Origin of the sequence: Sphingomonas dokdonensis, from assembly GCF_002197685.1 — a bacterium.
GTDB lineage: Bacteria > Pseudomonadota > Alphaproteobacteria > Sphingomonadales > Sphingomonadaceae > Sphingomonas > Sphingomonas dokdonensis.
On the sequence record NZ_NBBI01000006.1, the window covers coordinates 1 to 24,778 of the forward strand.

General features: G+C 66.8%; 24 protein-coding genes. 11 read left to right on the forward strand and 13 right to left on the reverse strand.

From position 1 onward, the window contains the following. Positions 1 to 509 precede the first annotated feature (509 nt). Together SPDO_RS13655 and SPDO_RS13660 are read left to right on the forward strand one after the other, a co-directional pair. Positions 510 to 1,394, forward strand: coding sequence for a beta-keto acid cleavage family enzyme (locus SPDO_RS13655; RefSeq protein WP_158212199.1), 885 nt, complete (start codon positions 510 to 512; stop codon positions 1,392 to 1,394). A 101-nt stretch (positions 1,395 to 1,495) separates the two neighbouring features. Beyond that, the gene (locus SPDO_RS13660) at positions 1,496 to 3,241 is read left to right on the forward strand and encodes an N-acyl-D-amino-acid deacylase family protein (RefSeq protein WP_088368074.1); all 1,746 of its coding nucleotides are present in this window, start codon (positions 1,496 to 1,498) and stop codon (positions 3,239 to 3,241) included. Positions 3,242 to 3,274: 33 nt separating this feature from the next. Here the strand turns inward: SPDO_RS13660 and SPDO_RS13665 are convergent, their stop codons facing one another. From SPDO_RS13665 to SPDO_RS17265, 3 genes are all read right to left on the reverse strand, one after another. Next, on the reverse strand, positions 3,275 to 3,952 hold the full coding sequence (locus SPDO_RS13665; protein WP_088368075.1) for an HPP family protein: 678 nt from the start codon (positions 3,950 to 3,952) through the stop codon (positions 3,275 to 3,277). A gap of 10 nt (positions 3,953 to 3,962) precedes the next feature. Continuing rightward, positions 3,963 to 5,780 (reverse strand): DUF885 domain-containing protein, encoded by a 1,818-nt coding sequence (locus SPDO_RS13670; protein WP_425441959.1) that lies wholly within the window; start codon positions 5,778 to 5,780, stop codon positions 3,963 to 3,965. A gap of 272 nt (positions 5,781 to 6,052) precedes the next feature. Beyond that, positions 6,053 to 6,883: a cold-shock protein gene (locus SPDO_RS17265; protein ID WP_088368076.1), complete on the reverse strand. Its 831-nt coding sequence runs from the start codon at positions 6,881 to 6,883 to the stop codon at positions 6,053 to 6,055. 283 nt (positions 6,884 to 7,166) lie between these two features. Between SPDO_RS17265 and SPDO_RS13680 the strand changes: the two genes are divergently transcribed. From SPDO_RS13680 to rpoN, 5 genes are all read left to right on the forward strand, one after another. After that, entirely contained in the window at positions 7,167 to 7,787 is a 621-nt protein-coding gene (locus tag SPDO_RS13680; protein WP_088368077.1) for a ribonuclease D, read from the forward strand. A gap of 113 nt (positions 7,788 to 7,900) precedes the next feature. Then, on the forward strand, positions 7,901 to 8,539 hold the full coding sequence (gene lptC / locus SPDO_RS13685; RefSeq protein ID WP_088368078.1) for an LPS export ABC transporter periplasmic protein LptC: 639 nt from the start codon (positions 7,901 to 7,903) through the stop codon (positions 8,537 to 8,539). A 6-nt stretch (positions 8,540 to 8,545) separates the two neighbouring features. Then, entirely contained in the window at positions 8,546 to 9,070 is a 525-nt protein-coding gene (locus tag SPDO_RS13690; protein WP_088368079.1) for an LptA/OstA family protein, read from the forward strand. A gap of 103 nt (positions 9,071 to 9,173) precedes the next feature. Further along, positions 9,174 to 9,950, forward strand: coding sequence for an LPS export ABC transporter ATP-binding protein (gene lptB / locus SPDO_RS13695; protein ID WP_088368080.1), 777 nt, complete (start codon positions 9,174 to 9,176; stop codon positions 9,948 to 9,950). A gap of 60 nt (positions 9,951 to 10,010) precedes the next feature. After that, on the forward strand, positions 10,011 to 11,495 hold the full coding sequence (gene rpoN / locus SPDO_RS13700; protein WP_088368081.1) for an RNA polymerase factor sigma-54: 1,485 nt from the start codon (positions 10,011 to 10,013) through the stop codon (positions 11,493 to 11,495). Positions 11,496 to 11,524: 29 nt separating this feature from the next. Here the strand turns inward: rpoN and SPDO_RS13705 are convergent, their stop codons facing one another. From SPDO_RS13705 to SPDO_RS13730, 6 genes are all read right to left on the reverse strand, one after another. Continuing rightward, entirely contained in the window at positions 11,525 to 13,333 is a 1,809-nt protein-coding gene (locus SPDO_RS13705) for an acyclic terpene utilization AtuA family protein (protein WP_088368082.1), read from the reverse strand. A 92-nt stretch (positions 13,334 to 13,425) separates the two neighbouring features. Further along, entirely contained in the window at positions 13,426 to 14,715 is a 1,290-nt protein-coding gene (locus SPDO_RS13710; protein WP_088368083.1) for an adenylosuccinate synthase, read from the reverse strand. 130 nt (positions 14,716 to 14,845) lie between these two features. Then, on the reverse strand, positions 14,846 to 15,937 hold the full coding sequence (locus tag SPDO_RS13715; protein ID WP_088368084.1) for an ATP phosphoribosyltransferase regulatory subunit: 1,092 nt from the start codon (positions 15,935 to 15,937) through the stop codon (positions 14,846 to 14,848). Positions 15,938 to 15,939: 2 nt separating this feature from the next. Beyond that, positions 15,940 to 16,326, reverse strand: coding sequence for an endonuclease domain-containing protein (locus SPDO_RS13720; RefSeq protein ID WP_342746682.1), 387 nt, complete (start codon positions 16,324 to 16,326; stop codon positions 15,940 to 15,942). A 52-nt stretch (positions 16,327 to 16,378) separates the two neighbouring features. Further along, positions 16,379 to 17,956: a phosphoglycerate dehydrogenase gene (serA, locus tag SPDO_RS13725; RefSeq protein WP_088368085.1), complete on the reverse strand. Its 1,578-nt coding sequence runs from the start codon at positions 17,954 to 17,956 to the stop codon at positions 16,379 to 16,381. Between the two features lie 123 nt (positions 17,957 to 18,079). Continuing rightward, on the reverse strand, positions 18,080 to 19,231 hold the full coding sequence (locus SPDO_RS13730) for a phosphoserine transaminase (protein WP_088368086.1): 1,152 nt from the start codon (positions 19,229 to 19,231) through the stop codon (positions 18,080 to 18,082). A 256-nt stretch (positions 19,232 to 19,487) separates the two neighbouring features. Here SPDO_RS13730 and SPDO_RS13735 point away from each other — a divergent pair, with 256 nt between their 5' ends. Together SPDO_RS13735 and SPDO_RS13740 are read left to right on the forward strand one after the other, a co-directional pair. Continuing rightward, on the forward strand, positions 19,488 to 20,102 hold the full coding sequence (locus tag SPDO_RS13735; RefSeq protein WP_088368181.1) for an extensin family protein: 615 nt from the start codon (positions 19,488 to 19,490) through the stop codon (positions 20,100 to 20,102). A gap of 69 nt (positions 20,103 to 20,171) precedes the next feature. Beyond that, entirely contained in the window at positions 20,172 to 21,056 is an 885-nt protein-coding gene (locus tag SPDO_RS13740; RefSeq protein ID WP_088368087.1) for an LOG family protein, read from the forward strand. Between the two features lie 31 nt (positions 21,057 to 21,087). Here the strand turns inward: SPDO_RS13740 and SPDO_RS13745 are convergent, their stop codons facing one another. Further along, entirely contained in the window at positions 21,088 to 21,378 is a 291-nt protein-coding gene (locus tag SPDO_RS13745; RefSeq protein WP_088368088.1) for a J domain-containing protein, read from the reverse strand. Next, positions 21,375 to 22,157, reverse strand: coding sequence for a division plane positioning ATPase MipZ (locus SPDO_RS13750; RefSeq protein WP_088368182.1), 783 nt, complete (start codon positions 22,155 to 22,157; stop codon positions 21,375 to 21,377). The genes SPDO_RS13745 and SPDO_RS13750 overlap by 4 nt, the downstream gene beginning before the upstream one ends. Positions 22,158 to 22,237: 80 nt before the next feature. Here SPDO_RS13750 and panC point away from each other — a divergent pair, with 80 nt between their 5' ends. Further along, entirely contained in the window at positions 22,238 to 23,080 is an 843-nt protein-coding gene (gene panC, locus SPDO_RS13755; RefSeq protein WP_088368089.1) for a pantoate--beta-alanine ligase, read from the forward strand. Between the two features lie 69 nt (positions 23,081 to 23,149). Then, positions 23,150 to 23,446, forward strand: coding sequence for an SEL1-like repeat protein (locus SPDO_RS13760; protein ID WP_088368090.1), 297 nt, complete (start codon positions 23,150 to 23,152; stop codon positions 23,444 to 23,446). A 52-nt stretch (positions 23,447 to 23,498) separates the two neighbouring features. On the opposite strand, the gene SPDO_RS13765 is transcribed toward SPDO_RS13760, so the two are convergent. Beyond that, the gene (locus tag SPDO_RS13765) at positions 23,499 to 23,783 is read right to left on the reverse strand and encodes a hypothetical protein (RefSeq protein WP_088368091.1); all 285 of its coding nucleotides are present in this window, start codon (positions 23,781 to 23,783) and stop codon (positions 23,499 to 23,501) included. Next, on the reverse strand, positions 23,783 to 24,763 hold the full coding sequence (locus SPDO_RS13770; protein WP_088368092.1) for a glycerophosphodiester phosphodiesterase: 981 nt from the start codon (positions 24,761 to 24,763) through the stop codon (positions 23,783 to 23,785). Before SPDO_RS13770 ends, SPDO_RS13765 begins: the two co-directional genes overlap by 1 nt. Positions 24,764 to 24,778 lie beyond the last annotated feature (15 nt).

The following is a 24,778-nucleotide window of genomic DNA, read 5'->3' on the forward strand; positions in this document are numbered from 1 at the left end:
ACGGTGGACCCCGTCACCCCGGCCCCGTGCCGGGGTCCACCGTGCCGCACACCCTCAGGCTCACGGCGTGCGGCGCAGTGGATGCCGGGACACGCCCGGCATGACGGCGTGGGCGACAGCACTATTTTGGACGCGTCTCTCGCCACCGGGCCACGCTGCCCATCTACACGAATGGCAGCGCGCCCTTCCTCAAACCACCACGTCACCCCGGCCCCGTGCCGGGGTCCACCGTGCCGCACATCCCCACGCCGATGAAGTGCGGCACTCTGGGTGCCGGACCCACCCCGGCACAACGGCGGGGATAACGCCCGACCTTCAGTCGCGTCCTCCCATCAGGACGTCGCGTGGGGCAAAGCAGCCCCTCACTTCCCCCGTCATCCCGGCCTTGAGCCGGGATCCATCCGTCCGCGCGCACTGTCGCCCATTGTTGCAGCGACAACACGCCCAGCACCTCGGGTCCCGGCGCGATGCCACTTCAGCAACGCCTCGTCGGTCCGCGGCGACCTGACATGCAGCCCCTCATCATCGAAGCCGCGCTGAACGGCGCCACCCCCAAGTCCCGCAACCCCAACACCCCGATCACCCCGGCCGAACTCGCGAGCGAGGCGCTCGCCGCAATGGAGGCCGGCGCCGCGATCGTCCACACGCATATCGAGCGGATGGACGTGACCGGCGACGCCGCGGTCGACCGCTACATGGCGGCCTACGCCCCCGTGCTCGCCGCGCGGCCCGACGCGATCCTATGGGGCACCGTCGCCACCGGCCCCGATGTCGAGGCGCGCTTCGGCCACTACCGCGGCCTCGCCCGCGCCGGCGTCCGCATGGGCGCGTTCGATCCCGGCTCGGTCAACCTCGGCACGCACGGCCCCGATGGCCTCCCCAGCGCCTCAATCCTCTACGCCACCACCTATCGCGACATCGCCTGGCTCGCCGACCTCCACGAGGCAGAGAAGCTCGGCCCCGCCATCGCGATCTACGAACCCGGCTGGCTGCGCACCGCGCTGGCCTATGAACAGGCCGGGCGGCTCCCCGCCGGCACCTTCGTGAAGCTCTATTTCGGTGGCCGCTACAATTTCCTCGACGGCAAGCGCAGCAACGTCACCTTCGGCCTGCCGCCGACCGAGAAGGCGCTCGACGCCTATCTCGAAATGCTCGAAGGCTCCACGCTCCCCTGGGCGGTCGCCGCGATCGGCGATTGCGTGGTCGACACCGGCCTCGCCCGCCTAGCGATCGAACGCGGCGGCCACGTCCGCGTCGGGCTGGAGGATTTCGGCGGCGAGCGTCGCCCAGGCAATCTGGAGCTGATCGCCGAGGTTGTTGCCCTCGCCAAAGAGGCCGGCCGCCCGATTGCGACACCCGAGCAAGCAGCAAAAATTCTCGGTCTGCCACGATGAGGCCGCGGGTACGCCAGACGTGGCCGATCTTCTCCGGAAGCAGGCCAATCTTCGCCGGCACCAGGCCGGACTGACCCCATGACGACCTAAGGAGAGGCCACATGTTCGATCTCTTGGTGAAGAACGGCACCCTCGTCGACGGCACCGGCGCCCCCCGCTACCGCGGCGACCTCGCCGTTGAAGGCGACAAGATCGTGGCCGTCGGCCAAGTGTCTGGAACGGCCCGCGAAACCATCGACGCAGACGGATGCATCGTCACCCCTGGCTTCGTCGATATCCACACCCATTACGATGGCCAGGTCTCCTGGGACCAGATCCTCGCCCCCTCCTCGATCAACGGCGTCACCTCCGCCGCCATGGGCAATTGCGGCGTAGGGTTCGCCCCGGCCAGAGCCGACAAACACGACTGGCTGATCCAGCTTCTGGAGGGCGTCGAGGACATTCCCGGCACCGCGCTGGCCGAGGGGCTGACGTGGAATTGGGAAAGTTTTCCCGATTATCTCAATGCCTTGAGCCAGCGCGAATATACCATGGATCTCGGCGCCCACATGCCCCACGCGGCATTGCGCGCCTATGTCATGGGCGACCGCGGCGGCGACCATATGGAGCGCCCCACCGAGGCGGAGGTCGCCCGCATGGCCACCCTCACCGCCGAGGCGATGGAGGCCGGCGCGCTCGGCTTTTCCACCTCCCGCACCCACGCGCACCGCAGCCGCGACGGCCTCAACATCGGCACGCTGACCGCCGAGGATCCCGAACTGCTCGGCATCGCCGCGGCGCTGCGCAAGACCGGCAAGGGCGTCATCCAGTTGATTTCAGACGCTTATCTCACCGCCGACGACGATTTCGCCGCCGCCGAGCTCCAGCTGATCCGCCGCCTCGCCACCACCAGCGGCCGCCGCGTCTCCTTCACCGTGCAGCAGACCGATGACGCGCCCGATCGTTGGAAAAGCATCTATCGCGAAATCGAATCCATGGTCGCCGACGGCCTCCCCGTCAGCGCGCAGGTCGCCCCCCGTCCGATCGGCGCGATCCTCTCCTTCGCCTCCACCACCAACCCCTTCGTCGTCGCCCCCACCTATCGCCGGATCGCGTCGCAAAGCGCCACCGTCGCCGATCGGCTCAAGGCGCTCGCCGACCCGGAGATCCGCGCCGCGATCCTTGCGGAACACGCCGCCTTTCACGCTAGCGAAGGCTTTATCGCCCTGATCACGCGCGGTTTTTCCCGCATGTTCCGCATGACCGATCCAGTCGATTACGAGCCGCACGAAAGCCAGTCGATCGCCGCCGAAGCCGCACGCGCGAACATGGATCCAGCCGCTTACGTCTATGACGCCCTGATGGAGGATGGCGGCCACCGCCTCCTCTACATGCCGCTGATCAACTACGCCCGCGGCAACCTGGACGATGTTCACGGCATGATGACGGGCAGCCACGTGCTCTACGGCCTCTCCGACGGCGGCGCGCATTGCGGCACCATCTGCGACGGCAGCTTTCCCACCACGACGATCGCATTGTGGTCCCGCGGCAGCAAGTCCGGCCTCAGCGCGCCGCTGGAGCAACTGGTGCATGGCTATACGCAGCGCAACGCACGGCACGTCGGCTGGCATGATCGCGGTGTCCTCGCGCCCGGGCTGAAGGCCGACCTGAACGTCATCGCCATCGACGATCTACACCTCGCCCCGCCCGAGATCGTGCAGGATCTGCCCGCCGGCGGCACCCGCCTGCTACAGCAACCACGCGGCTATCGCTGGACGGTGAAATCGGGCGTGCCCACATTCAAACAGGGCGAATGGACCGGCCGCACGCCCGGCCGCTTGCTCCGCGGCGAGCAGACGGCAGGCTGAAGCGAGCGGCGCGAGACGCGCAATCGGCCCGGCCTAGCGCCGGCCGGTTCTCGCCCTTGCATGGTGCGTCACCCGCCCCACCAGCAACGCCAGATCCTCTTTGCTGATGTCATAAGTTTCGCCAAGATCTTCCAGCGCGCGGTCAACATCATCAAGGTGCGGCTCGGGACTGGTCTCGGCCGCGCTCGACCCAACAGCCGGGCGATGCGGATAGGAATGGCCAGAGAGGCGGTGAAACAGCCACCCCGTGGCCGCGAGCAGCACCGCATTGATGCCGACCGGCAGCAGCGCAAACCAATAGCCCGCGGCTGCGATATGCTGCCCGCCGATCACCGCCGTCAACGCCGCGGCACCACCCGGCGGGTGGAGGCAACGCAGCAGCGACATGATGAGGATCGCCGCCCCCACCGCCACGCCCGCCGCCAGTGCGGTATCCGGCACCAGTCTGGCAGCGGTGATGCCGACCAGTGCCGAGATGACGTTGCCGCCGACTACCGGCCAGGGCTGCGCCAGTGGGCTCGCCGGCACCGCGAAGATGAGCACGGCCGATGCACCCATCGGCGCAACGATGAGCGGCAGCGGCGCCGCGGATCGCAGCAGCAGGAAGCTGACCGCGGCCGTGACGCCGATCCCAAACACCCCGCCGACACTCGCGATCAGCCGGTCGCGTAAGGACCCGCCCGCCATGATCGCGCGAAACAGCGGTGCCATGCCCTGATGCTTACCGCTGGCTCGCGATCCAGTCCGCCACCTTCTTTTCCAAGACTGGCATCGGCAGCGCGCCCGTATCCAGCACCACCGCGTGGAACGCACGCGGATCGAAGCGTTTGCCCAGCGCCTTTTTCGCATCTGCCTTCAGCCGCAGGATCGTCAGTTGGCCGATCTTATAGGCAAGCGCCTGACCGGGGATGGCGATGTATCGTTCCACCTCTGCCGCAGCATCGCTGGCCGGCATCGGCGAATTGTCGAGCATGTATTTGACCGCCTGATCGCGCGTCCAGCCCTTTGCATGGATGCCGGTATCGACCACCAGGCGCATGGCGCGCAGCATCTCGTCGTTCAGGCCACCCATTCGCTGATACGGGTCGGTCTCCAGCCCCAGCTCGGGGTACAGCGTCTCGGCATACAGCCCCCAGCCTTCGGCAAAGGCCGTGTTGCCACCGAAGCGCATGAACGCCGGCAAGGCCGTGTTTTCCTGCGCCAGGCTGATCTGGAAGTGGTGCCCCGGCACCGCCTCATGGAGGTACAGCGTTTCCATGCCCCACAGATAGCGGTTCGGCAGGTCATAGGTGTTGTAATAGAATACACCCGGACGCGAGCCGTCGGGCGTGCCCGACTGGTACGATCCCGCCGCGTCGGTCTTTTCACGGAACGCCGGCACCGGCCGGATCTCAAGCGGCGTTTTCGGGATCAGGCTGAACTGCTCGCGCACGCGCGCATCCACCTTCTTCCCAATCGCGGCATAGCCGGCGGCGATTTCCTCGGCAGACTTGGGCTGAAAGCGCGGGTCCGTACGAAGATATTGGAAAAACTCGGGCAAGGTCCCGGAGAAGCCGGCACGCGTCTTCTGCGTCTCCATTTCCGTGAGGATCCGCGCCACTTCGGACAGCCCGAGTTGATGCACTGCGTCCGCCTTTAGCGGCAGCGTGGTGCTGTTCTCGATCAGATACTCGTAATAGGCTGCGCCACCCGGCAGCGCCGACAACCCGACGGTGTCACGCGCTTTTGGAAGATAGGTGGTTTGCAGAAAGTCGCGCAGGCGGCGATGCGCGGGGTTCACCACCTCGCTGACTTGGCGAGCGTAAGCCTTGGTCAGCCGCGCACGATCAGCCGCACCGATCGAATCGGGGAACTTCGTCACCGGCTGGTAGAAAAGCGACGCCTCTGGCGCGCCTGCCAACAGATTGTCGAGCTGCCCGATGACATTCTTGACGACGAGCTTGGGCGGCATGATGCCGCGCGCCATGCCCTCGCGTGCACGGGCAATCATGCGATCCACGACGGCGGCATATTGCGCGTTACGCTTCAGGTTGTTCTCGTAATCGGCCACCGTCTTGAACGGCGCCGCGCCCTGGCTGGAAGCGAATTCGGGATAAAAGGTCTGCAGCCCGCCGAAGTGGTTGATCGGCAGAACCTCGCTGATCCGCAGCAAGCCAGGCGCATAGCCCTTCAGGTCGCGCTCCCGATCGGATTTGAACACGTCATAGGCGATCTGATCGACCGGCGAGAGCCGCGCGCGATCGACACGGCCCAGTGCCTTCAGATCGTCGACCAGCGCCTGCCGTTCTGCCGCTTCAAAGGCCGGGGTCAGATACTCGCCCAGCCGATCGGCATAGCGCAGATCTCCGCGGAAGATCGCCTCGACCGGATTACGCCGCAGGCGCGCTTCGTCACTTTCATGAAAGATCTGTCGCAGCTTCGCGTCCTCGGTCGCCGTGTCGCCAGCGGGCACGGCGGCACCGGTCGCAGGAGCCGCGGCCTGTGCCGAGGCAAGGGCAGGAAGGGCGACAGAAAGCAGCAGCGGGAGAAAAACGCGCAAGAATAGGCCTTTCGATCAGATCGTGCCCGAGGAACGAGCCATCCCATCTTTGCCAGCACAGGCCGCACATTTAAATGCTTCGCGTCGCAAACCGCGCACCGACTCGAAAATATTCGGTATTTGACGCGGCCTCAGATTTTTAGAGCCGATGATACCGAGCGACAAATCAGACAGTTTGCCTCGACCCCTCGCCGGCGCGACGACCTCAAAAAGAATGGGCCGCCCGGTTACCCCGGACGGCCCTCCCTCTCCTATCTACGAAGCGGGGGTAATCAGCTGGACGAAGACAGGTTCACCGCAGCGTACTTGCCGCGACGATCGACTTCGATCTCGAACGACAGGCGGTCGCCCTCGTTCAGGCTCACCATGCCGGCGCGCTCGACGGCAGAGATGTGCACGAATGCATCAGGCTGGCCATCATCGCGCTGGATGAAGCCGAAGCCCTTCATGGCGTTGAAGAACTTAACCGTGCCGGTCGCCTTTTCGCCCGTTAGCTGACGCTGCGTGCCACCGGCTGCGGGACCGCGCGGCGCGCGATCGCCGCCACCGAAGCCACCGTCGCGCGGGGGCGCACGGTCAGTTACCGGCATCGGCTCGCCATCGATCTTCAGCTCGGTTGCCGAAATGCGGCCGCCGCGATCGACCAGCGTGAAGCCGAGCGGCTGACCTTCGGCCAGGCCAGACAGACCCGCCTGCTCAACGGCCGAGATGTGCACAAACACGTCTTCGCCGCCGTCATCGCGTACGATGAAGCCGAAGCCCTTCTGGCCGTTGAAGAACTTTACAACGCCCGTGCCTTCGCCGACGACCTGCGGGGGCATGCGGTTGCCACCGCCAAAGCCGCCACCACCACCGCCGCCGCCGCGGAAACCACCGCCGCCGCCGCCGCCGCCGAAGCCGCCACCACCGCCGCCGAAGCCGCCGCCACCGCTGCGGAAGCCGCCGCCGCCGAAGCCGCCGCGATCACCACCGAAGCCGCCGCCGCTAAAGCCACCACCGCCGCCGAAATCGCTGCCGCCGCCGAAATCGTCGCCGCCAAAGCCGTCACGCTTGTCGCGCCCGCGTCCGCCACGATTGCCGCGGCCACCTTTTTCGTAACCCATAAACCCTGTTCGTCTTCCCGCTCCGCCCGCAAATCAGTTTCAAGACCCACGCGATGGACGGCCGACGCAGGGCTTCGTGACGCGAAAGCTGATGCGCCACACGACTCCCCATAGCGCATCGATGCGCGCGCTGCGAACAGATTCGTCTCCAAAAGCAAGCATCCCTCACCGATCATTGCGCAACTGTCGCGCCCAAAGCACAGCTTATCGCGTCCAAGTTCATAAACATGCCGGTTCTTCAGCGATTGTTGAGCCTGGCCCCTCGCCGCGCTACGGCTGCGCCATGACCGTTTATTTTCACGAAGAAGATCTTCCTGGCGATGTATTCGCCCCCGGTGCGCCGCTTGCGGTGGACACGGAGACGATGGGCCTCATCACCCCGCGCGATCGGCTCTGCCTGGTGCAGATTTCCGACGGCATGGGCGACGAGCATCTCGTGCGCTTCAATCCGGGCTCGACGTACGAGGCGCCCAATTTGCGCGCCGCGCTTGCGGATCCCGCCCGGTTGAAGCTGTACCACTTCGGCCGGTTCGATATCGCGGCGATCCGCCACTATATGGGCATCGTTGCCGCGCCGGTGTATTGCACCAAGATCGCGTCCCGCCTGGTGCGCACCTACACCGATCGTCACGGATTGAAGGAGCTGGTGCGCGAGCTGCTCGGGCAGGATATTTCCAAGCAGCAGCAATCATCCGATTGGGGCGGCCCGGAGCTGAGCGAGGCGCAGCGCGAATATGCCGCATCCGACGTGCGCTACCTGCATCGCCTGCGCGACGAGCTTGATCGCCGGCTGGCCCGCGAAGGGCGGACCGCACTGGCGCAAGCCTGCTTCGACTTCCTCCCGCATCGTGCCGAGCTGGATCTTGCCGGTTGGCCGGAGGCTGACATCTTCGCCCATGTGTGATCCGGCGGCAGTAGATGTGGGGCATCCGCAGGATCGCGGACGAAACTTTCGTCGCTGGCTGCGTTTGACAAGCACCGATCCGGCGGAACGATCCATGGCGGAGAAGCGCGCGCATGTCTGACATTGCTGTCCGGGAACGCACGCGTCGCCAACGATGGGCGGCGCCGGGCAGCCGGCACGACAAGATCGTTGCGACCACCCACTGGCTCCTACCGGTGCTGATTGGCGTGCTTGCCGCCTTTCTGGTGATGGCGCCACTGACCAGCGCGGGCGACGTGTCGTTCGTGCTCGACAAGAACAAGGTCGAGGTCGCCAAGGAGCGCCTCAAGATCCAGCGCGCGCAATATCGCGGCACGGACGCCAAGGGTCAGCCTTTCGCGCTCAACGCCGGTTCTGCCGTGCAGCGCAGTTCCGCCGAACCGGTGGTGGAGATCAACAAGCTTGCGGCAGAGATCGGATTGCAGGACGGGCCGGCGACGCTGACGGCCCCGACCGGCCGCTACGACATGGAAAGCGAGCGGGTGAAGGTCGATGGACCGATCGCCTTCCGCGGCCCCAACAATTACACGCTCGATACGCAGGATGCGACGGTCGACCTCAAGACGCGCACGCTGCAGTCGCGCAACGGCGTCACCGGCACCGTTTCGCAGGGCACGTTTGCAGCGGACCGGCTCGATGCGGACTTGGAGGCAAGAACGGTGACATTGCGTGGCAATGCCCGCTTGCGTGTGAACCCGCGAGGCACGAGATAGCGCGTCATGAAACGAGCGGCCCTTCTTGCGCTATTGATCGCCTCCAGCGCCCAGGCGCAAACGCGCCACAACACAAACGCGCCGATCGACTTCGGTGCGGATACGATCGAGCTGCAGGATCGCGCCAATCGCGCGGTCCTCTCGGGCAATGTCGCGGTGCGCCAGGCGGAAATGTCGCTGAACTCGGCACGCATGACGGTGAACTACACCGGCCAGGTGGTTGGCGGTAATCCGCAGGTGTCGCGGCTCGATGCGGCTGGCGGCGTCGTGGTGCGCCGGCCCGATCAAACGGCGCGCAGCCAATATGCGGTATACGATCTCAATAAGCGGATCATCACCATGGTTGGCGCCGTTACCCTCACCCAAGGGTCGAACACGGTGAACGGCGGGCGGCTGACGATCAATCTCGACACCGGGCGCGCGGTGATCGACGGCTCCTCCGTCCGCGGCGGCGGCAGCGGCGCCGGCAATGTGACCACAGCGCCATCTGGCCGCGTCACAGGCACCTTCTCCGTTCCGAACCGCAACTGATCGCAAGAGGGGTTCCGTCGCGCCGCAACCTCATGCATGAATCCTGCCAAGCCGACCCGCCCCGGCGGGTTGGCAGGCGTGAGCGCAAGGCTGCAAACCGATCATGGACGATACCACCACCCTGACCTCGCCAGAACCGATCCAGGAAGCCCCGATTGCGAGCGGCCTGCAGGTCGTTTCCATTGCGAAATCCTATGACAAGCGCGTTGTGCTGAGCGACGTGTCCGTGTCGGTCGCGCGCGGCGAGGTGGTGGGGCTGCTGGGGCCGAACGGCGCCGGCAAGACGACGTGCTTCTATTCGGTAATGGGACTGGTGAAGCCCGACGCCGGCCGCATCATGCTGGACGGCGAGGATATCACCGGCCTGCCGATGTACCGCCGCGCGATCCTGGGGCTCGGCTATCTGCCGCAGGAGACCTCGATCTTTCGCGGTCTGACGATCGAGAAGAACATTCTGACCGTGCTGGAACTGGCCGAGCCCGATGCGGCAGCCCGGCAGCGCAAGCTCGATACGTTGCTGGAGGAATTCGGCCTCACGCGGCTGCGCGACGCGCCGGCCATGGCCCTGTCGGGCGGCGAACGGCGCCGTGCCGAAATCGCCCGCGCCCTCGCCGCCGACCCGTCGATCATCCTGCTGGACGAGCCGTTCGCCGGCATCGATCCGCTGTCGATCGCCGACATTCGCGGGCTGGTGAAGGATCTGAAGCGGCGCGGCATCGGCGTGTTGATCACCGATCACAATGTTCGCGAAACGCTCGACATCGTGGACCGCGGCTACATCATCTACGACGGCCGCGTGCTGTTCACCGGCGCGCCCGCCGATCTCGTTGCCGATCCGAACGTGCGACGGCTGTACCTGGGCGAAGAGTTTTCGCTCTGATCGGATGGACATGCTTCTTCTCATCGGCGCGCCGTTGGCAGATGGGCTGGTGATCGCGGCATGAGCCTCGCGCCCCGCCTCGATCTGCGCCAATCGCAATCGCTGGTGATGACGCCGCAACTGCAGCAGGCGATCAAGCTGCTGGCGTTGTCGAACCTCGAGATCGAAGGCGTGATCGCGGAGGAGCTGGAAAAGAACCCGCTGCTCGAAGCCGTGCCGTCGAGCGACGATGCGCCGGTCGCGGAGCGCGAGCGCGAAGTGGCGCGTGACGAGCCGGCACCTGCCGACGAATTGGTCATGGCGGGCGAGGCAGCCGGCGAATCGCTCGATGTCGACGTCGCCAGTGAGCGCTTCGACGACAGCCCGTCCGACAGTCTCGGCACCGCGGGCGACGGCTTGGGGCTAAATGGCGCCTCGAGCAGCGCCAGCCAGGACGGGCCAGACCTCGATGCCTTTGCCGCCGCCGGTGCCTCGCTGGCCGATCACCTCCTCCAGCAGGCCGGTGCGGTGCTGACCGGCGTGGACCTGTTCGTTGCACAGCACCTGATCGATCTGATCGACGAGGCCGGCTATCTGACCAGCGCGCTGCTCGATGTCGCGACACGGCTCGGCGTGCCGCTGGTCCAGGTGGAGCGCGTCCTTGCCGTGATCCAGACCTTTGATCCCACCGGCGTCGGTGCGCGCGATCTGGCGGAATGTATCGCGCTCCAGGCCAAGGAAGCAGACCGCTACGATCCGGCCATGGCACGGTTGATCGATCATCTCGATCTCGTCGCGCGCGGCGATCTCGCCCGGTTGAAGCGCATCTGCCAGGTCGATGACGAGGACATGGCGGACATGATCCGCGAGCTGCGCAGCTACGATCCCAAGCCCGGCGTTCGCTTCGGCGGGGAGCCGATGCAGGCGGTGACGCCCGACCTTCACGTCCGGCGCAGCCCCGCTGGCTGGGTGGTGGAGCTGGACAGCTCCACCCTGCCGCGCGTGCTGGTCGATCGGCGCTACCATGCCGAGCTCGCCGCCGGGTCGCAGGACAAGGCGTCGAAGGCATGGCTGGGCGACATGCTCGCCAGTGCCAACTGGCTGGTGAAGGCGCTCGATCAGCGACAAAAGACGATCATCCGGGTCGCAACCGAGATCGTGCGCCAGCAGGAGGCGTTCTTCGTTCACGGCGTCTCGCACCTCCGCCCGCTCACGCTGCGGCAGGTCGCCGATGCGATCGAGATGCACGAATCGACGGTCAGCCGCGTCACGTCGAACAAATATCTCAGCTGCGCGCGCGGGCTGTTCGAGCTGAAATATTTCTTCACCTCGGCGATCCAGTCGGCCGATGGCGGCGATGCCGTGTCGGCCGAAGCGGTGAAGAGCGCGATCAAGGCGCTGATCGCCAATGAAGGCGCCAAGATCCTGAGCGACGATACCTTGGTCGAGCTGCTCAATGCCAAGGGCTTCGACATCGCGCGGCGTACGGTGGCGAAATATCGCGAAGCGATGGGGATCGGCAGCTCGGTGCAGCGCCGCCGTCAACGCGCGCTCGGCGGGGGCTGATCGCCGCCCGCCGAAGCGCACATCGGATGTCAGCCGAGCAGCCGCCGCGGCACCTTCACCTTCATGTCCAGCAGTTGCTGCCCCTTGCCCTTGGCGAGCGCATCGAGCCGCAGGCTGGCGAACTGCCCGCCGCCCAGCGACTGGATGCAGTGCAGGTTGATCGCGTTCATGCCCGGCAGGTCGTAGCGACGCACCTCCGGATGGCTCGCCCCCTCGAACTCATGCGCGAAGAACGCCTGCACCGCATCCTCGGTCAGCCCCGCCCGGATCCAAGGCAGGAAGTCGGGCCGGCGCGCGATCACGCCGACGTTGAAGGCGTTGCCCTTGTCCCCCGATCGCGCCCAGGCAACCTCGATCAGCGGCACCTCGACCAGATCCTCGTCACCAGCAGGCTTGCTGGCGGCGTCCGGCCTGACGATCATCGCCTCCTCGAACGGCGTTGCAGGCGCCGGGTTGGCAACCGCGATCGTCTCGTCGCCCAGCGACACCGTTGCCGCCACCGAGCTGCCATCGACGAGAAACGAGAATACCTGCGACACCGGAGAGATCGTCGGCCGCGCGCCGAACCAGCCGGTCGAACCTACGCTCATCGAGGTGGTCGGCGAATCGAACTCGCGCATCATGATGCCCAGCGCGTCCGCGTCTTCATGCTCGGCGCCGATCCGGGCGATCACCTCGCGCGTGGCGGCGAGCGCCGGGTTCGCCTGCGCGCCATAGCTCGCCTCGATGCCGAGCAGCTCGACGCGGGTGTCGCGCAGCGGCGGCAGGTTGCGCCCGCGCAGCATCTCGCCCACGCGCGTCAGCACGGCGTCCGCCTGTGCCTGCGCCTTCTTGGCGGCGTCGCGGCCCACCACCGGCATGATGCCGATGAACCGGTGCCCGTTCTCGAACGTCACGCAGGTCTTGAGCTTGCCGGTCGGCGGATATCCCTTCGCGTTCGACACGCGCACCCGCCCTTCGCCCTCAGCGGTCACGTTGAGCTGCGAAAAGTCGCATACCACGTCGGGCAGCGCATAGGCTTGCGGATCGCCAACCTCGTAGAGGATCTGCTCGGAGACGGCAGCCGGAGAGACGAGGCCACCGGTCCCATCCGGCTTGGTCACGATGAAGTCGCCGTCAGCGTGGCACTCGATGATGGGATAGCCGATGTGCGCCCAATCGGGCACCTTTTCCCAATCGGTGAAGAGGCCGCCGGTCGCCTGCGCGCCGCATTCGATGACATGGCCGGCGAGCGACCCCGCCGACAGCCGGTCGTGATCGTCCGCCCCCCAGCCGAACTCATGCATCAGCGGCCCCAGCGTCAGCGCGCTGTCCACCACCCGGCCGGTGATCACGACATCCGCGCCCGCCGCCAGTGCCGCCGCGATTGGCCCGCCGCCGAGATAGGCGTTGGCGGTCCACACCTTTGTCGGCTCGGGGAACGGCGCGTCGTTGAACATCTCGGTCACGCCCGCGGTGGCAAAATCCGGCACGCGATCGATCAGGTCGTCACCGGTCACGATCGCGATTTTGAACGACAGCCCCGCCTCTGCGGCAAGCGCCTCCATGCGCGCGCGGCACGCCGCCGGGTTCACGCCGCCCGCATTGGTGACGACGCGCACGCCCTGTTCCTTGAATGCGTGGAGATTGTCCTTCCACACCCATTCGGTGAAATCGCGCGCATAGCCCTGCTCGGGGCGCACCTGCTTCAGCTGGCCGAGCGGCGCCATGGTCGCTTCGGCAAGATAATCGAGGATCATGTAATCGAGCATGCCGCTTGCCAGCAGCTGCGGCGCCGCGACCGAGCTATCCCCCAGAAAGCCGCCTGCGCCCCCGATGCGGACCACCTTGCCCATCATTCTCTCCCGATCTTTTGCCGGGAGACGTAACGGAAAGGCACCGCAAGGCAAAGCTTCTCCCCGCCAAGCGCGAGGAGAAGCCGCCTATCACCTCAATCCGCGAACGGGTCGCGCACCAGGATCGTGTCCTCGCGCTCCGGGCTGGTCGACACCAATGCCACCGGGCACTGGATCAGCTCCTCGATCCGGCGGATGTACTTGATCGCCTGTGCCGGCAGGTCGGCCCAGCTGCGCGCGCCGGCGGTCGATTCGGACCAGCCTTCCATCGTCTCGTACACCGGCTCCACCGCCGCCTGATCGGCGGCGTGCGACGGGAAATAGTCCAGCGTCTCGCCGCGGAGGCGATAGCCGGTGCAGATCGCAATCTGCTCGAACCCGTCGAGCACGTCGAGTTTGGTCAGCGCGATGCCGGTGATCCCGCTTACTGCCGCCGACTTGCGCACCAGCACCGCGTCGAACCAGCCGCAGCGCCGCTTGCGGCCCGTCACCGTGCCGAACTCGCGCCCGCGCGTGCCGAGCCGCTCGCCCGTGGCATCTTCCAGCTCAGTCGGGAACGGCCCCGATCCGACGCGCGTCGTGTACGCCTTGGCGATGCCGAGGACAAACCCGACCGCGCCCGGCCCCATGCCCGATCCACCCGCCGCGGCGCCCGCGATCGTGTTGGACGAGGTCACGAACGGATAGGTGCCGTGATCGATATCGAGCAGCACGCCCTGTGCGCCTTCGAACAGGATGCGGCGGCCGGCGGCGCGCGCCTCGTTCAGGTCGCGCCAAACCGGCTTGGCGAAGGACAGGACGAACTCGGCGATCTCCGCCAGGTCGGCGATCAGCCGCGCCCGGTCGATCGGCGGCTCGCCGAAGCCGGCGCGCAGCGCGTCGTGATGCGCGGTCAGCCGGTCGAGCTGCGGCTCCAACTGGTCGAGATGCGCCAGGTCGCACACGCGGATCGCGCGGCGGCCGACCTTGTCCTCGTATGCCGGGCCGATGCCGCGCCGGGTGGTGCCGATCTTGCCCGCCCCGCTCGCATCCTCGCGCAGCCCGTCGAGATCGCGGTGGAACGGCAGGATCAGCGCGCAGGTATCGGCGATACGCAGCGTATCAGGGGTGATGGTGATCCCCTGCCCCGCCAGCTTATTCACCTCGTCGCGCAGCGCCCAGGGATCGAGCACCACGCCATTGCCGATCACCGACGGCGTACCGCGCACGATGCCCGACGGCAGCAGCGACAGCTTGTACACATTCTCGCCGACGACCAGCGTATGGCCCGCGTTATGCCCGCCCTGGAAACGCACCACCATGTCGGCGCGTTCGGCCAGCCAGTCGACGATCTTGCCCTTGCCCTCGTCGCCCCATTGGGCGCCGATCACCGCTACGTTCGCCATGGATACACTGCTCCCCCTGCCGGGAGATCCCCACCGCCCTTCGACAGGACTCGGCGATGGGAAGGGTCCAGAAATGCGCCGCGCCGGTAGCGGGGCGACGCGCCCGGTGTCAACCTTTGGGGGGTGCACGCTACAGGGCGCGCGCCTCCCCATCGGCGTACAGGTGCGTGCACAATTGCGCCTCGGGCGTGTCGCCCGGCTCCAGCGCCGCCACCGTCACCCAGCCTGCCGCCCGCATCCGCGCGCCGTCTGCCGCCGGGGTGCCGACCGGCAGGAACAGTCGCCGCCGCTCACCCGCGCCGTCGCCCGCGATAGCCGCCGCGAACAGCGAAAAGCCGGTCGCCGCTTCCTCTGCATCGCCCTCATGCATCAGCGTATAGGTACCGCCGCGCCCCACTTCGCGCGTCGCGCCTGCGGCAAACAGCGAAAAGCCGAGCCACGTCTGATATTCGAAGCCATGCCGCTCTGTCGGGTCGAGCGTCAGCGTGGCGCGGTCACCGATCGCCGCCGCGATCGCCTCCAGCGCGTCGAGGCGCGAAGTCAGAACGCCGCTCGCATCGAACGACCGCAGCCGCGCGATCGCCGCATCGAACGGCCCCGCCGCCTCGATCAGCGGCAGGTAATCGGGCGCCAGCGCCGCCACCGCGCCCGCATCCTTGGCGTCCAGCCGATCGCGCAGCCGCTCCACGTCGCCCACCGGCAAGGCGCCGGCAGCCAGCGTATCGACGAGATCGGGCAACGTGAAATCGACCGACACACCGCTCGCCCCGGCGGCGCCCAGTGCCTCGACCGCCACCGTCACCACCTCGCGCGCGGCGGCCACCGTATCCAGCCCGATCAGCTCGCAGCCGATCTGCCGCGCCTCGCGCTCGGGCTGCAACGCCCCGCCGCGCAGCTTCAGCACCGATCCGGCATAGCTCAGCCGCACGGGGCGCGGGTGATGCGCCATGCGCGTCGCGGCGATCCGCGCCACCTGCGCGGTGATGTCGGGGCGGATCGCCATGGTGCGCTGGCTCACCGGGTCGACGAAGCGCACCGCGTCCGACAGCGCCCCATCCTTCAGCCGAGACCCCAGCCCTTCGGCGAATTCGGCCAGCGGCGGATCGACCCGCTCATAGCCATAGGCATGTGCCACGCCCAGCACGCGCGACTCCACCGCCGCGGCGGCATCGGCATGCGGCGGCAAGCGATCGCGAAATCCCTCAGGAAGCAGCATGGTCATCATTAAGCCCTCTCCCCCTCGGGGAGAGGGTCTGGGAGAGGGATAGTCGTCAACGCGACGGCAATCATCTGAAGCACCCCGTCCAAGTTCGTCATCACATCGGCGTTCGTGAAGCGGATGACACGATAGCCTCGCTGCTCGAGCCATCGGCTTCGCACAGCATCGCGTGCCTCGTCGCCGGCGTGGGTGTCGCCGTCAACCTCTATGATCAAGCAACGGAACCGAGCGACAAAGTCGACGATGTAGCGGCCGATCACGACCTGCCTGCTGAACTTCACACCCGCGAACCGCTTGCTGCGCAGCGCAGTCCACAGCTCGCGTTCGGGCTGGGTCATTGCGCTGCGCATGGCTCGGGCACGGGCAAGCAACAGCTCGTCTGTCTTCGGCACTGCCCCTCTCCCAACCCTCTCCCCAGAGGGGAGAGGGCTATTCGGCGCTACCTCAGAACCGCAGCCCCATCGCGGTCTTCACGCCCGGCAGCGTCTTGACCTTTGCCAGCAGGTCCGCCGTCACCGGCTCGTCCACCGAGAGCAGCAGCACCGCCTCGCCACCCGCCTGGCGCCGGCCGAGGTGGAAGGTGCCGATGTTGACCCCCGCCTCGCCCAGCGTCGTGCCGAGCCGGCCGATGAAACCCGGTGCGTCCTCGTTCACGACATACAGCATCGAGCCCGTCAGATCGGCCTCGACCTTGATGCCGAACAGCTCCACCAGGCGCGGCGCCTGGTCACCGAACAGCGTGCCGGAGACCGAGCGCTCACCGTCCGCGGTACGCACCGACACGCGCAGCAGCGTCTGGTAATCGCCTTCACGCTCGGTGCGGATCTCGCGCACCTCCGTGCCGCGCTCGCGCGCCAGCACCGGCGCGTTGACCATGTTCACCGTATCGGTCTGCGTGCCTAAGAAGCCCTTCAGCACCGCACTGGTCAGCGGCTTGGGGTTCAGCTCCGCCGCGGCGCCCTCCATGTGGATCGACACGCGGTCGATCGCGCCATGCGCAAGCTGCCCCACCAGGCTGCCGAGCTTTTCGGCCAGGCCCATGTACGGCTTCAGCTTGGGCGCCTCCTCCGCGGTCAGGCTCGGCATGTTGAGCGCGTTGGTGACGCCGCCCGACACAAGATAGTCTGCCATCTGCTCGGCGACTTGGATCGCCACATTGACCTGAGCCTCGGTCGTCGAGGCGCCGAGGTGCGGCGTCGAAATGAAGTTCGGCGTGCCGAACAGCGGGCTTTCCTTCGCCGGCTCGGTCACGAACACGTCGAGCGCCGCACCGCCGATATGACCGCTGTCCAGCCCTTCCTTCAGCGCCGCCTCATCGATCAGCCCGCCGCGCGCGCAGTTGACGATCCGAACGCCCTTCTTGGTCTTGGCGAGGTTTTCGGCCGACAGGATGTTGCGCGTCTGGTCGGTCAGCGGCGTGTGCAGCGTGATGAAGTCGGCACGGGCGAGCAGTTCGTCCAGCGTCACCTTCTGCACGCCCAGCTCCAGCGCACGCTCCTCGGTCAGGAACGGATCGTAAGCGACGACCTTCATCTTCAGCCCGAGCGCGCGATCGGCGACGATCGAGCCGATGTTGCCGGCGCCGATCAGGCCCAGCGTCTTGCCGGTGACCTCGACGCCCATGAAGCGGTTCTTTTCCCACTTGCCGGCCTGCGTCGACCGGTCCGCCTCCGGCAGGTCGCGCGCCAGCGCGAACATGAGGGCAATGGCGTGCTCTGCGGTCGTGATCGAATTGCCGAACGGCGTGTTCATCACGACCACGCCCTTCGCGCTGGCCGCGGGGATGTCGACATTGTCGACGCCGATGCCGGCGCGCCCGACGACCTTCAGGTTGGTCGCCGCCTCGAGAATCTCCTTGGTCACCTTGGTCGAGCTGCGGATCGCGAGGCCGTCATATTGGCCGATGATCGCCTTCAGCTCGTCCGGCGTCTTGCCGGTGATCTCGTCCACCTCCACGCCGCGCTCGCGAAAGATCTGCGCGGCCTTGGGGTCCATTTTGTCGCTGATAAGCACTTTAGCCATGTTCGAAACTCCGTTCCCCGGCGACGGCCGGGGCCCAGTTGGGAAAGTTGAAGCAAAGGGGCGCTGCGAATCATCATGCACGCGCCGATACTCGACCCCGGCCTTCGCCGAGGCACAGGAAGGTCAGCCGTTCTTGGCCGTCGCGTAGGCCCAGTCGAGCCACGGGCCGAGCGCGACGATATCCGCCGTGTCGACCGTCGCACCGCACCAGATGCGCAGCCCCGGCGGCGCATCGCGATACCCGCCAATGTCATAGGCGGCGCCCTCAGCCTCCAGCAGCGAGACCATCTTCTTGATCACCGCCTCGTCGGCATCCACCGTCAGGCACACGCTGGTGGTCGATCGCGACGCCGGATCGGTCGCGAGATGGCCCAGCCAGTCGCGCGTCTGGACGATCTCGTCCAGCGCCGCCGCATTCGCGTCGGACCGCGCGATCAACCCGCGCTCGCCCAGCGACTTGGCCCATTCGAGGCTGAAGATCGCATCCTCGACCGCCAGCATCGACGGGGTGTTGATCGTCTCGCCCTTGAACACGCCCTCGGCGAGCTTGCCCTTCGACGTGAGGCGGAACACCTTGGGCAGCGGCCAGGCCGGCGTGTAGCTTTCCAGCCGCTCGACCGCGCGCGGGCCGAGGATCAGCACGCCGTGCGCGCCTTCACCGCCCAGCACCTTCTGCCACGAGAAGGTCGCGACATCGATCTTGTCCCACGGCAGGTCGTAGGCGAACACGCCGCTGGTCGCGTCAGCGAAGCTCAGCCCCTCGCGATCGTTGGCGATCCAGTCGCCGTCCGGCACGCGCACGCCGCTGGTGGTGCCGTTCCAGGTGAACAGCACGTCGTTCGACCAATCGACTTGCGCCAGATCCGGCAGCTGGCCGTAATCGGCGCGGATCACCGTCGGATCGATCTTCAGCTGCTTGACCGCATCGGTCACCCAGCCTTCGCCGAAGCTTTCCCACGCGAGCGCCGTCACCGGGCGCGCGCCCAGCATCGTCCACATCGCCATTTCATAGGCGCCCGTGTCGGAACCCGGCACGATGCCGATACGGTGTGTGTCAGGGAGCTTCAGCAGCTCGCGCATCAGATCGATGCAATATTGCAGCCGCTGCTTGCCGATCTTCGATCGGTGCGAGCGCCCCAGCGAGGCGTCGGACAGCTTGGCGGCATCCCAGCCCGGCGGCTTGGCGCAGGGGCCGGAGGAGAAATAGGGTCGCGCCGGTTTGGTGGCGGGTTTCGCAGGCGCATTGGTGGCGTCGGCGAGCGTCGTATCAGTCATATAGACTCTCCTTACAGAGAGCACGCGCGGCGTTGGGACCGCGTGGCCCGCCGACGGCTCTAGTCTCGGCAGGGTAACGTGGCAACCGCCCAACGGTGCCCGGGTTTCGGCTCGCCCCTTCACATGCTCCGTTCGCCCCGCGCCACGCGGGGAGCCGCTTTCTTTCTGAGAACAGCTGTAAAAAGACAGGCTGGCGCGATCCGACGATGCGCGGGTGGGGGTAGAAGTGCGTTCGGTTCTTTTTCTCGCGACGGCGATGATGCTGGCGGCATGCGGCCGATCGGAGCCGCCAGCGCGTCGCGACTCGCGGGCGCCTGCCCGTACGATCGACGGGCCCTCGGCGCGCGAAACGGCGCAATGCCACCGCGACCTGCGCGAGCTTGGTGTCGTCTTTGATCCACTGCCCGACCGCACCTTTGGGCCCGGCTGCGGCATCGTCGGGACGGTGAAGCTGCTCGACATCGGCGTGCCGACGACGAACCTCGGCGCCGTGCGCTGCGGCCAGGCGCGCACCTATGCGCAGTGGGCGCGCAACGCTGTGGCGCCCGCCGCCTATCAGATCCTGGGCAGCGAGCTTGCCAAGGTGGAAAGCATGGGCAGCTACAATTGCCGCAACGTTGCCGGCACGGCGCGCCGCTCGGGCCATTCGATCGCCAACGCCATCGACATCGGCGGCTTTCAGTTGAAGGACGGCCGCCGCCTATCCGTGCTCAACGACTGGAACTCGCCGGATCCGGACGTGCGGCGCTTCATGCGGGTGATCCACGCTTCGGCCTGCAAGCGTTTCGGCACCGTGCTGAGCCCCGATTATAACAGCGCGCACCGCAACCACTTCCACCTAGAGGACGACAAGGCGAAATTCTGCCGCTGACCGCGCAGTGTCACCGGCCGAAAAAAAGCCGATCGATCCGGCCACGAAACTCCGCTAATGGCCCCCAAAATGACAGAAACACGCGTACCGAGCCGCACCTTCCCGCGGGCCCGCCAGGATGCCGAATCGGCGAAGGGCAACATCTCCACCCCGCAGACCGAGAACCCGGCCTACAAGCTCGCGTTCCAGGACATGGACTTCCTGCTTCGCGAGGACCTGCGCCCCGTCCGCTTCCAGCTTGAGCTGCTAAAGCCAGAGCTGCTGCTGGAGGAAGCGCACATCGGCTCCACTTTCGTGATGTACGGCTCGGCTCGCATCCCGGAGCCGGAAAAGGCGAAGGCCGCGCTGGAGCTTGCCGATCCGGAACACCGCCACATCGCCGAGCGGCTGGTCGCCAAGTCGAAATATTACGACATGGCGCGCGAACTCGCCCGCTTGGCCAGCAACTTCCCGCGCGACGAGCAGGGCATGCGCCATTTCGTCGTGTGCTCGGGCGGCGGCCCGTCGATCATGGAAGCGGCGAACCGCGGTGCGGCGGACGTCCATGCCGAATCGATCGGGCTCAACATCGTGCTGCCGCACGAACAGGCGCCGAACCCGTATGTGACCCCGTCGCTGTCGATGCAGTTCCACTATTTCGCGCTGCGCAAGATGCACTTCCTGCTGCGCGCGCGGGCGCTCGCCGCCTTCCCGGGCGGGTTCGGCACCTTCGACGAGCTGTTCGAACTGCTGACGCTGATCCAGACCGGCAAGGTCGCGCCGATCCCGGTGCTGCTGTTCGGCCGCGAATTCTGGGAGCGCGTCGTCAATTTCGAGGCGCTGGTCGAGGAAGGCGTGATCTCCGAACGCGACCTCGGCATCTTCACCTATGTCGAGAGTGCGGCGGAGGGTTGGGCCGTGGTGCAGAAATTCTACCAGGATCGCGAGCGGCAGGAGCCGGGCGCCACCGCCTGATCCTGCTGCAAGCGCCGGGTCGCCCCCGGCGCTACCCTGCGCGTCCGAGCAAGGTGTCGCGCGCCGCATTCAGCGCGCGCGCCTGCTCCGCCGATCCGCCGCGATCGGGATGCGCGTCCGCCATCAGGCGCCGGTGGGCCGCACGAATCGTCGCCTCGTCGGCGGCGCTGTCCACCCCCAGCAGGCGGCGCGCAGCCCCGGCATCGCCGCCCGGAGCTTGCGCCACCGCGCGCCGCCGGGGCTTTGCCGGGCCAAGCCCGTGCTTCCACACCCGCCAGCCAGCGTAGGCGACCAACAGCGCGATCAGCAGCTTGAAGATCATGCCGCGCTCGTCATCGCCGGCTCGGGCAGTTGCAGCCCGGCCATCATCTCGCGCAATTCCTGCCGCGCCGCGACATGCCCCAGCCCCATCGCGCCGAATTCCTTGGCGTCCAGCATGGTCAGGCCGCTGGGAAACAGCTCGCGATAGATCACGCGCTCGCCCAAACCCGGAATCACGCGAAAGCCCACGCGCTTCGACAATTGGTCCAGCGCGTCGGACACGCGGCGCATGTTGCGCGCCTCGATATGTTGCAGGCGGTTGCGCAGCACCACCCAGTCGATGGTCGATCCGTCCGCCTTCGCGCGCGCCTTGCGCGCATCCCAGATCAGCTCGGAATAGAAGCTCGGGCGGGTGACCTTGAACGTTTCGGGGTGCACCTGCCCGATCAGGTCGAAATCGACGAAGCTGTCGTTCATCGGCGTGACCAATGTATCCGCCCGCGTCGCCGCCGCGCGCGCATAGGGATCGTCGCGGCCGGGCGTGTCGATCACCAGAAAATCGGCGTCGCCCAGCATCTCCTCATAGGCCTGCTCGAAATCCTCATGCGCCGTGCGATAGCGCGGGATTGCGAGGTCCGAACCCAATCGGCGTACCGATTCGGTACGATTGTCGAGGTAGCGCCCCATGGTCCGCTGCCGGTGGTCGAGGTCGAGGCAGGCCACCCGCGCACCGCGCACGGCAAGGGCAATCGCGACGTGCACCGCCGTTGTCGACTTGCCCGTTCCACCCTTTTCATTGGCGAAGACGATCACATGAGTATTGTCGGGACCGGTCGGCAAATCATCGCATCCTTTGTTGATCGCGTGCAACGATCCCCATAGATGCCCGCCGGTTACGTTTCGAGTGGAGTTTCGCCCGCGTGCAAACCGTCCGTACTCTCAGCGATCTGCGCGCGGCTGTGGCAGCGTTCCGTGCGGAGGGTGCGCGCGTTGCCTTTGTGCCCACCATGGGCGCGCTGCACGCCGGCCACCTCGCGCTGGTCGATGCCGCAAAGCGCGCCGGCACGAAGGTTGTCGTGTCGATCTTCGTCAATCCCAAGCAGTTCGGCCCCAAAGAGGATCTCGCGCGCTATCCGCGGCGCGAGGCGGCGGACTCGCGGCTGCTGGTCGAGGCGGGATGCGACCTGCTCTGGCTGCCGCCGGTCGAGGTCATGTATCCCGACGGCTTCGCGACCAACATCAGCGTCAATGGCGTGACGGAGGGGCTGGATGGCGCCGCGCGGCCCGGCCATTTCGATGGGGTCGCCACTGTGGTTGCCAAGCTGTTCAACCAGGTTGGGCCGGACGCCGCGTATTTCGGCGAAAAGGACTATCAGCAATTGCAGGTGATCCGCCGGCTGGTCGCCGATCTCGATTTCCCGATCGAGATCGTCGGCGTGCCGACCCAGCGGGACGACGATGGGCTCGCCCTCTCCTCCCGCAATATCTACCTCGACGAAGAAGAGCGCGCGAAGGCGATCGCTCTGCCGCGCGCCTTGGGCGTTGCGGCGCGTGCGATCGCCCGCGGCGTCCCGGCCGAAGATGCGATCACGGAGGCGCAGAACAGTCTCGCCGCCGCGGGCTTCATGGTCGACTATGTCGCCGTGGTGGACGCCGAGACACTGGCCGAGGCCCCGGCACCCGATCGTCCGCTCCGGCTGCTCGCCGCCGCCCGCATGGGGCAGACGCGGCTGATCGACAACGTCGCAATCGTGCTGGATTAGCCGTTAACCATTTGGAGAGGCGATTCGTCGCACAACGCGCCTGGGGAACTTCAACCAGGGGCCATCACCATGGGAACTAGCCTGAAAAACGCGCAGTTGCTGCTCGACAGCCGACTGCCTGCTGCAATGCACGGCGACGGAAATGCCTGCTACGATCTGGGCGTCGCCTATTCCACCGGCACCGACGGCGCCGATTACGACCTCGTCGAGGCGCACAAGTGGTTCAACCTCGCGGCGGTCGCCGGCAACGCATTAGCGCAAGCAGCGCGTGCGGAAATCGCTGACGACATGTCGGCACGCGAGATTGCGGCGGCACAGCGCGCGGCGCGCGACATTCTCGCCACCAATCAGCGGCGCGCAGCCTGAACGGCCGCCGCTGATCCGGCGCACCCGCCGGATCAGCTACACCGGTCCACGATCAATTGTGGTGACTGGCGACATAGCCGTCATACGATCCGCAATTTTCCGGATCCTTGCGGCACCGCTTTTCCCACTCGCGTCGCTCGCGGCCTTCCTGCGCTTCTTTGTTGCGCATCTTGCGGCCGTAGTTGCGATCGGCCTCGTCCTGGCTCGTCGTGGTCCAGTCGACCACCTGGCCGGCGGCCTTGAACGGCGCCGTCACCACGCTCGCCGCGGTCCGCACGCAGCCGCCCGTCATCAACGGAATGGCGGCCACCGCCGCAATCATTGCACCCTTACGCATCACTTCACTCCCCGCGCCCGATCACGCGCCTGTACGCCTGTTGCAGGAAAATCGGTGAAGAATCCGTCGATACCAAGGTGAAGCGCCGACGAAATTTCGTCTGCGAGCGCGCCATGCCCCCGCGGGTTGATCCCGTCGCGAAAGCGACTCGGCAGAAAATAATTCTCGGCGCGATAGGTCCAGGGATGCACCCGCAGCCCCGCCTCGTGCGCGTCCGCGACGAGGCTCGTCGCAAGGCTGCCGTTCCACAGCATCGCCTTGTTGGGCCCGATCCCCCAGGCGTAGGTCGCCACGTCGCGCAAGCCCTCCGGCGTCACCATCGCGGCATAGCTCGGCGCGGCACCGTCCGCCGGCGCGCCCTCGCCATCGACCAGCTGGATCAGCCGGATCCGCGTCGCCTGCTTCAGCCGGCGCAGATTCTCCACCTCGAACGACTGGATGAACACCGGCGCCTCGGCGCTGTCCCACCCCGCCTTGCGCAGCGCGGCGAGCAGCGGCGCGTCCGTACCCTTGCCGATCGACGCGAAATAGCTCGGGTGCTTGGTCTCGGGATAGATCGCCACTTCGTGCTGCTTGGCCAGTGCGATAACCTCCTCCAGCGTCGGGATCGCCTCCTGCCCGTCGAACTTGGCATTGTCAGGTCGCATCAGCGGCAGCCGCTCCCTGGCGCGCAGCGTCTTCAGCTCGGCCAGCGTGAAATCCTCGGTGAACCACCCCGTCAGCGTCTTGCCGTCGATCGTCTTGGTCGCGCGTCGGGCAGCGAACTCGGGATGATCGGCAACGTCGGTCGTCTCGCTGATCTCGTTTTCGTGCCGCGCCACCAGATGGCCGTCCTTGGTCGGCACCAGATCGGGTTCGATCACGTCCGCCCCTTGCGCGATCGCCAGTTCATAGGCTGCGATCGTATGTTCGGGCCGCTCGCCCGACGCGCCGCGATGCGCAATGACGATCGGATCGGAAAGCGAGGGAGCGGCCTTCATTCGGGGCACCTGTGG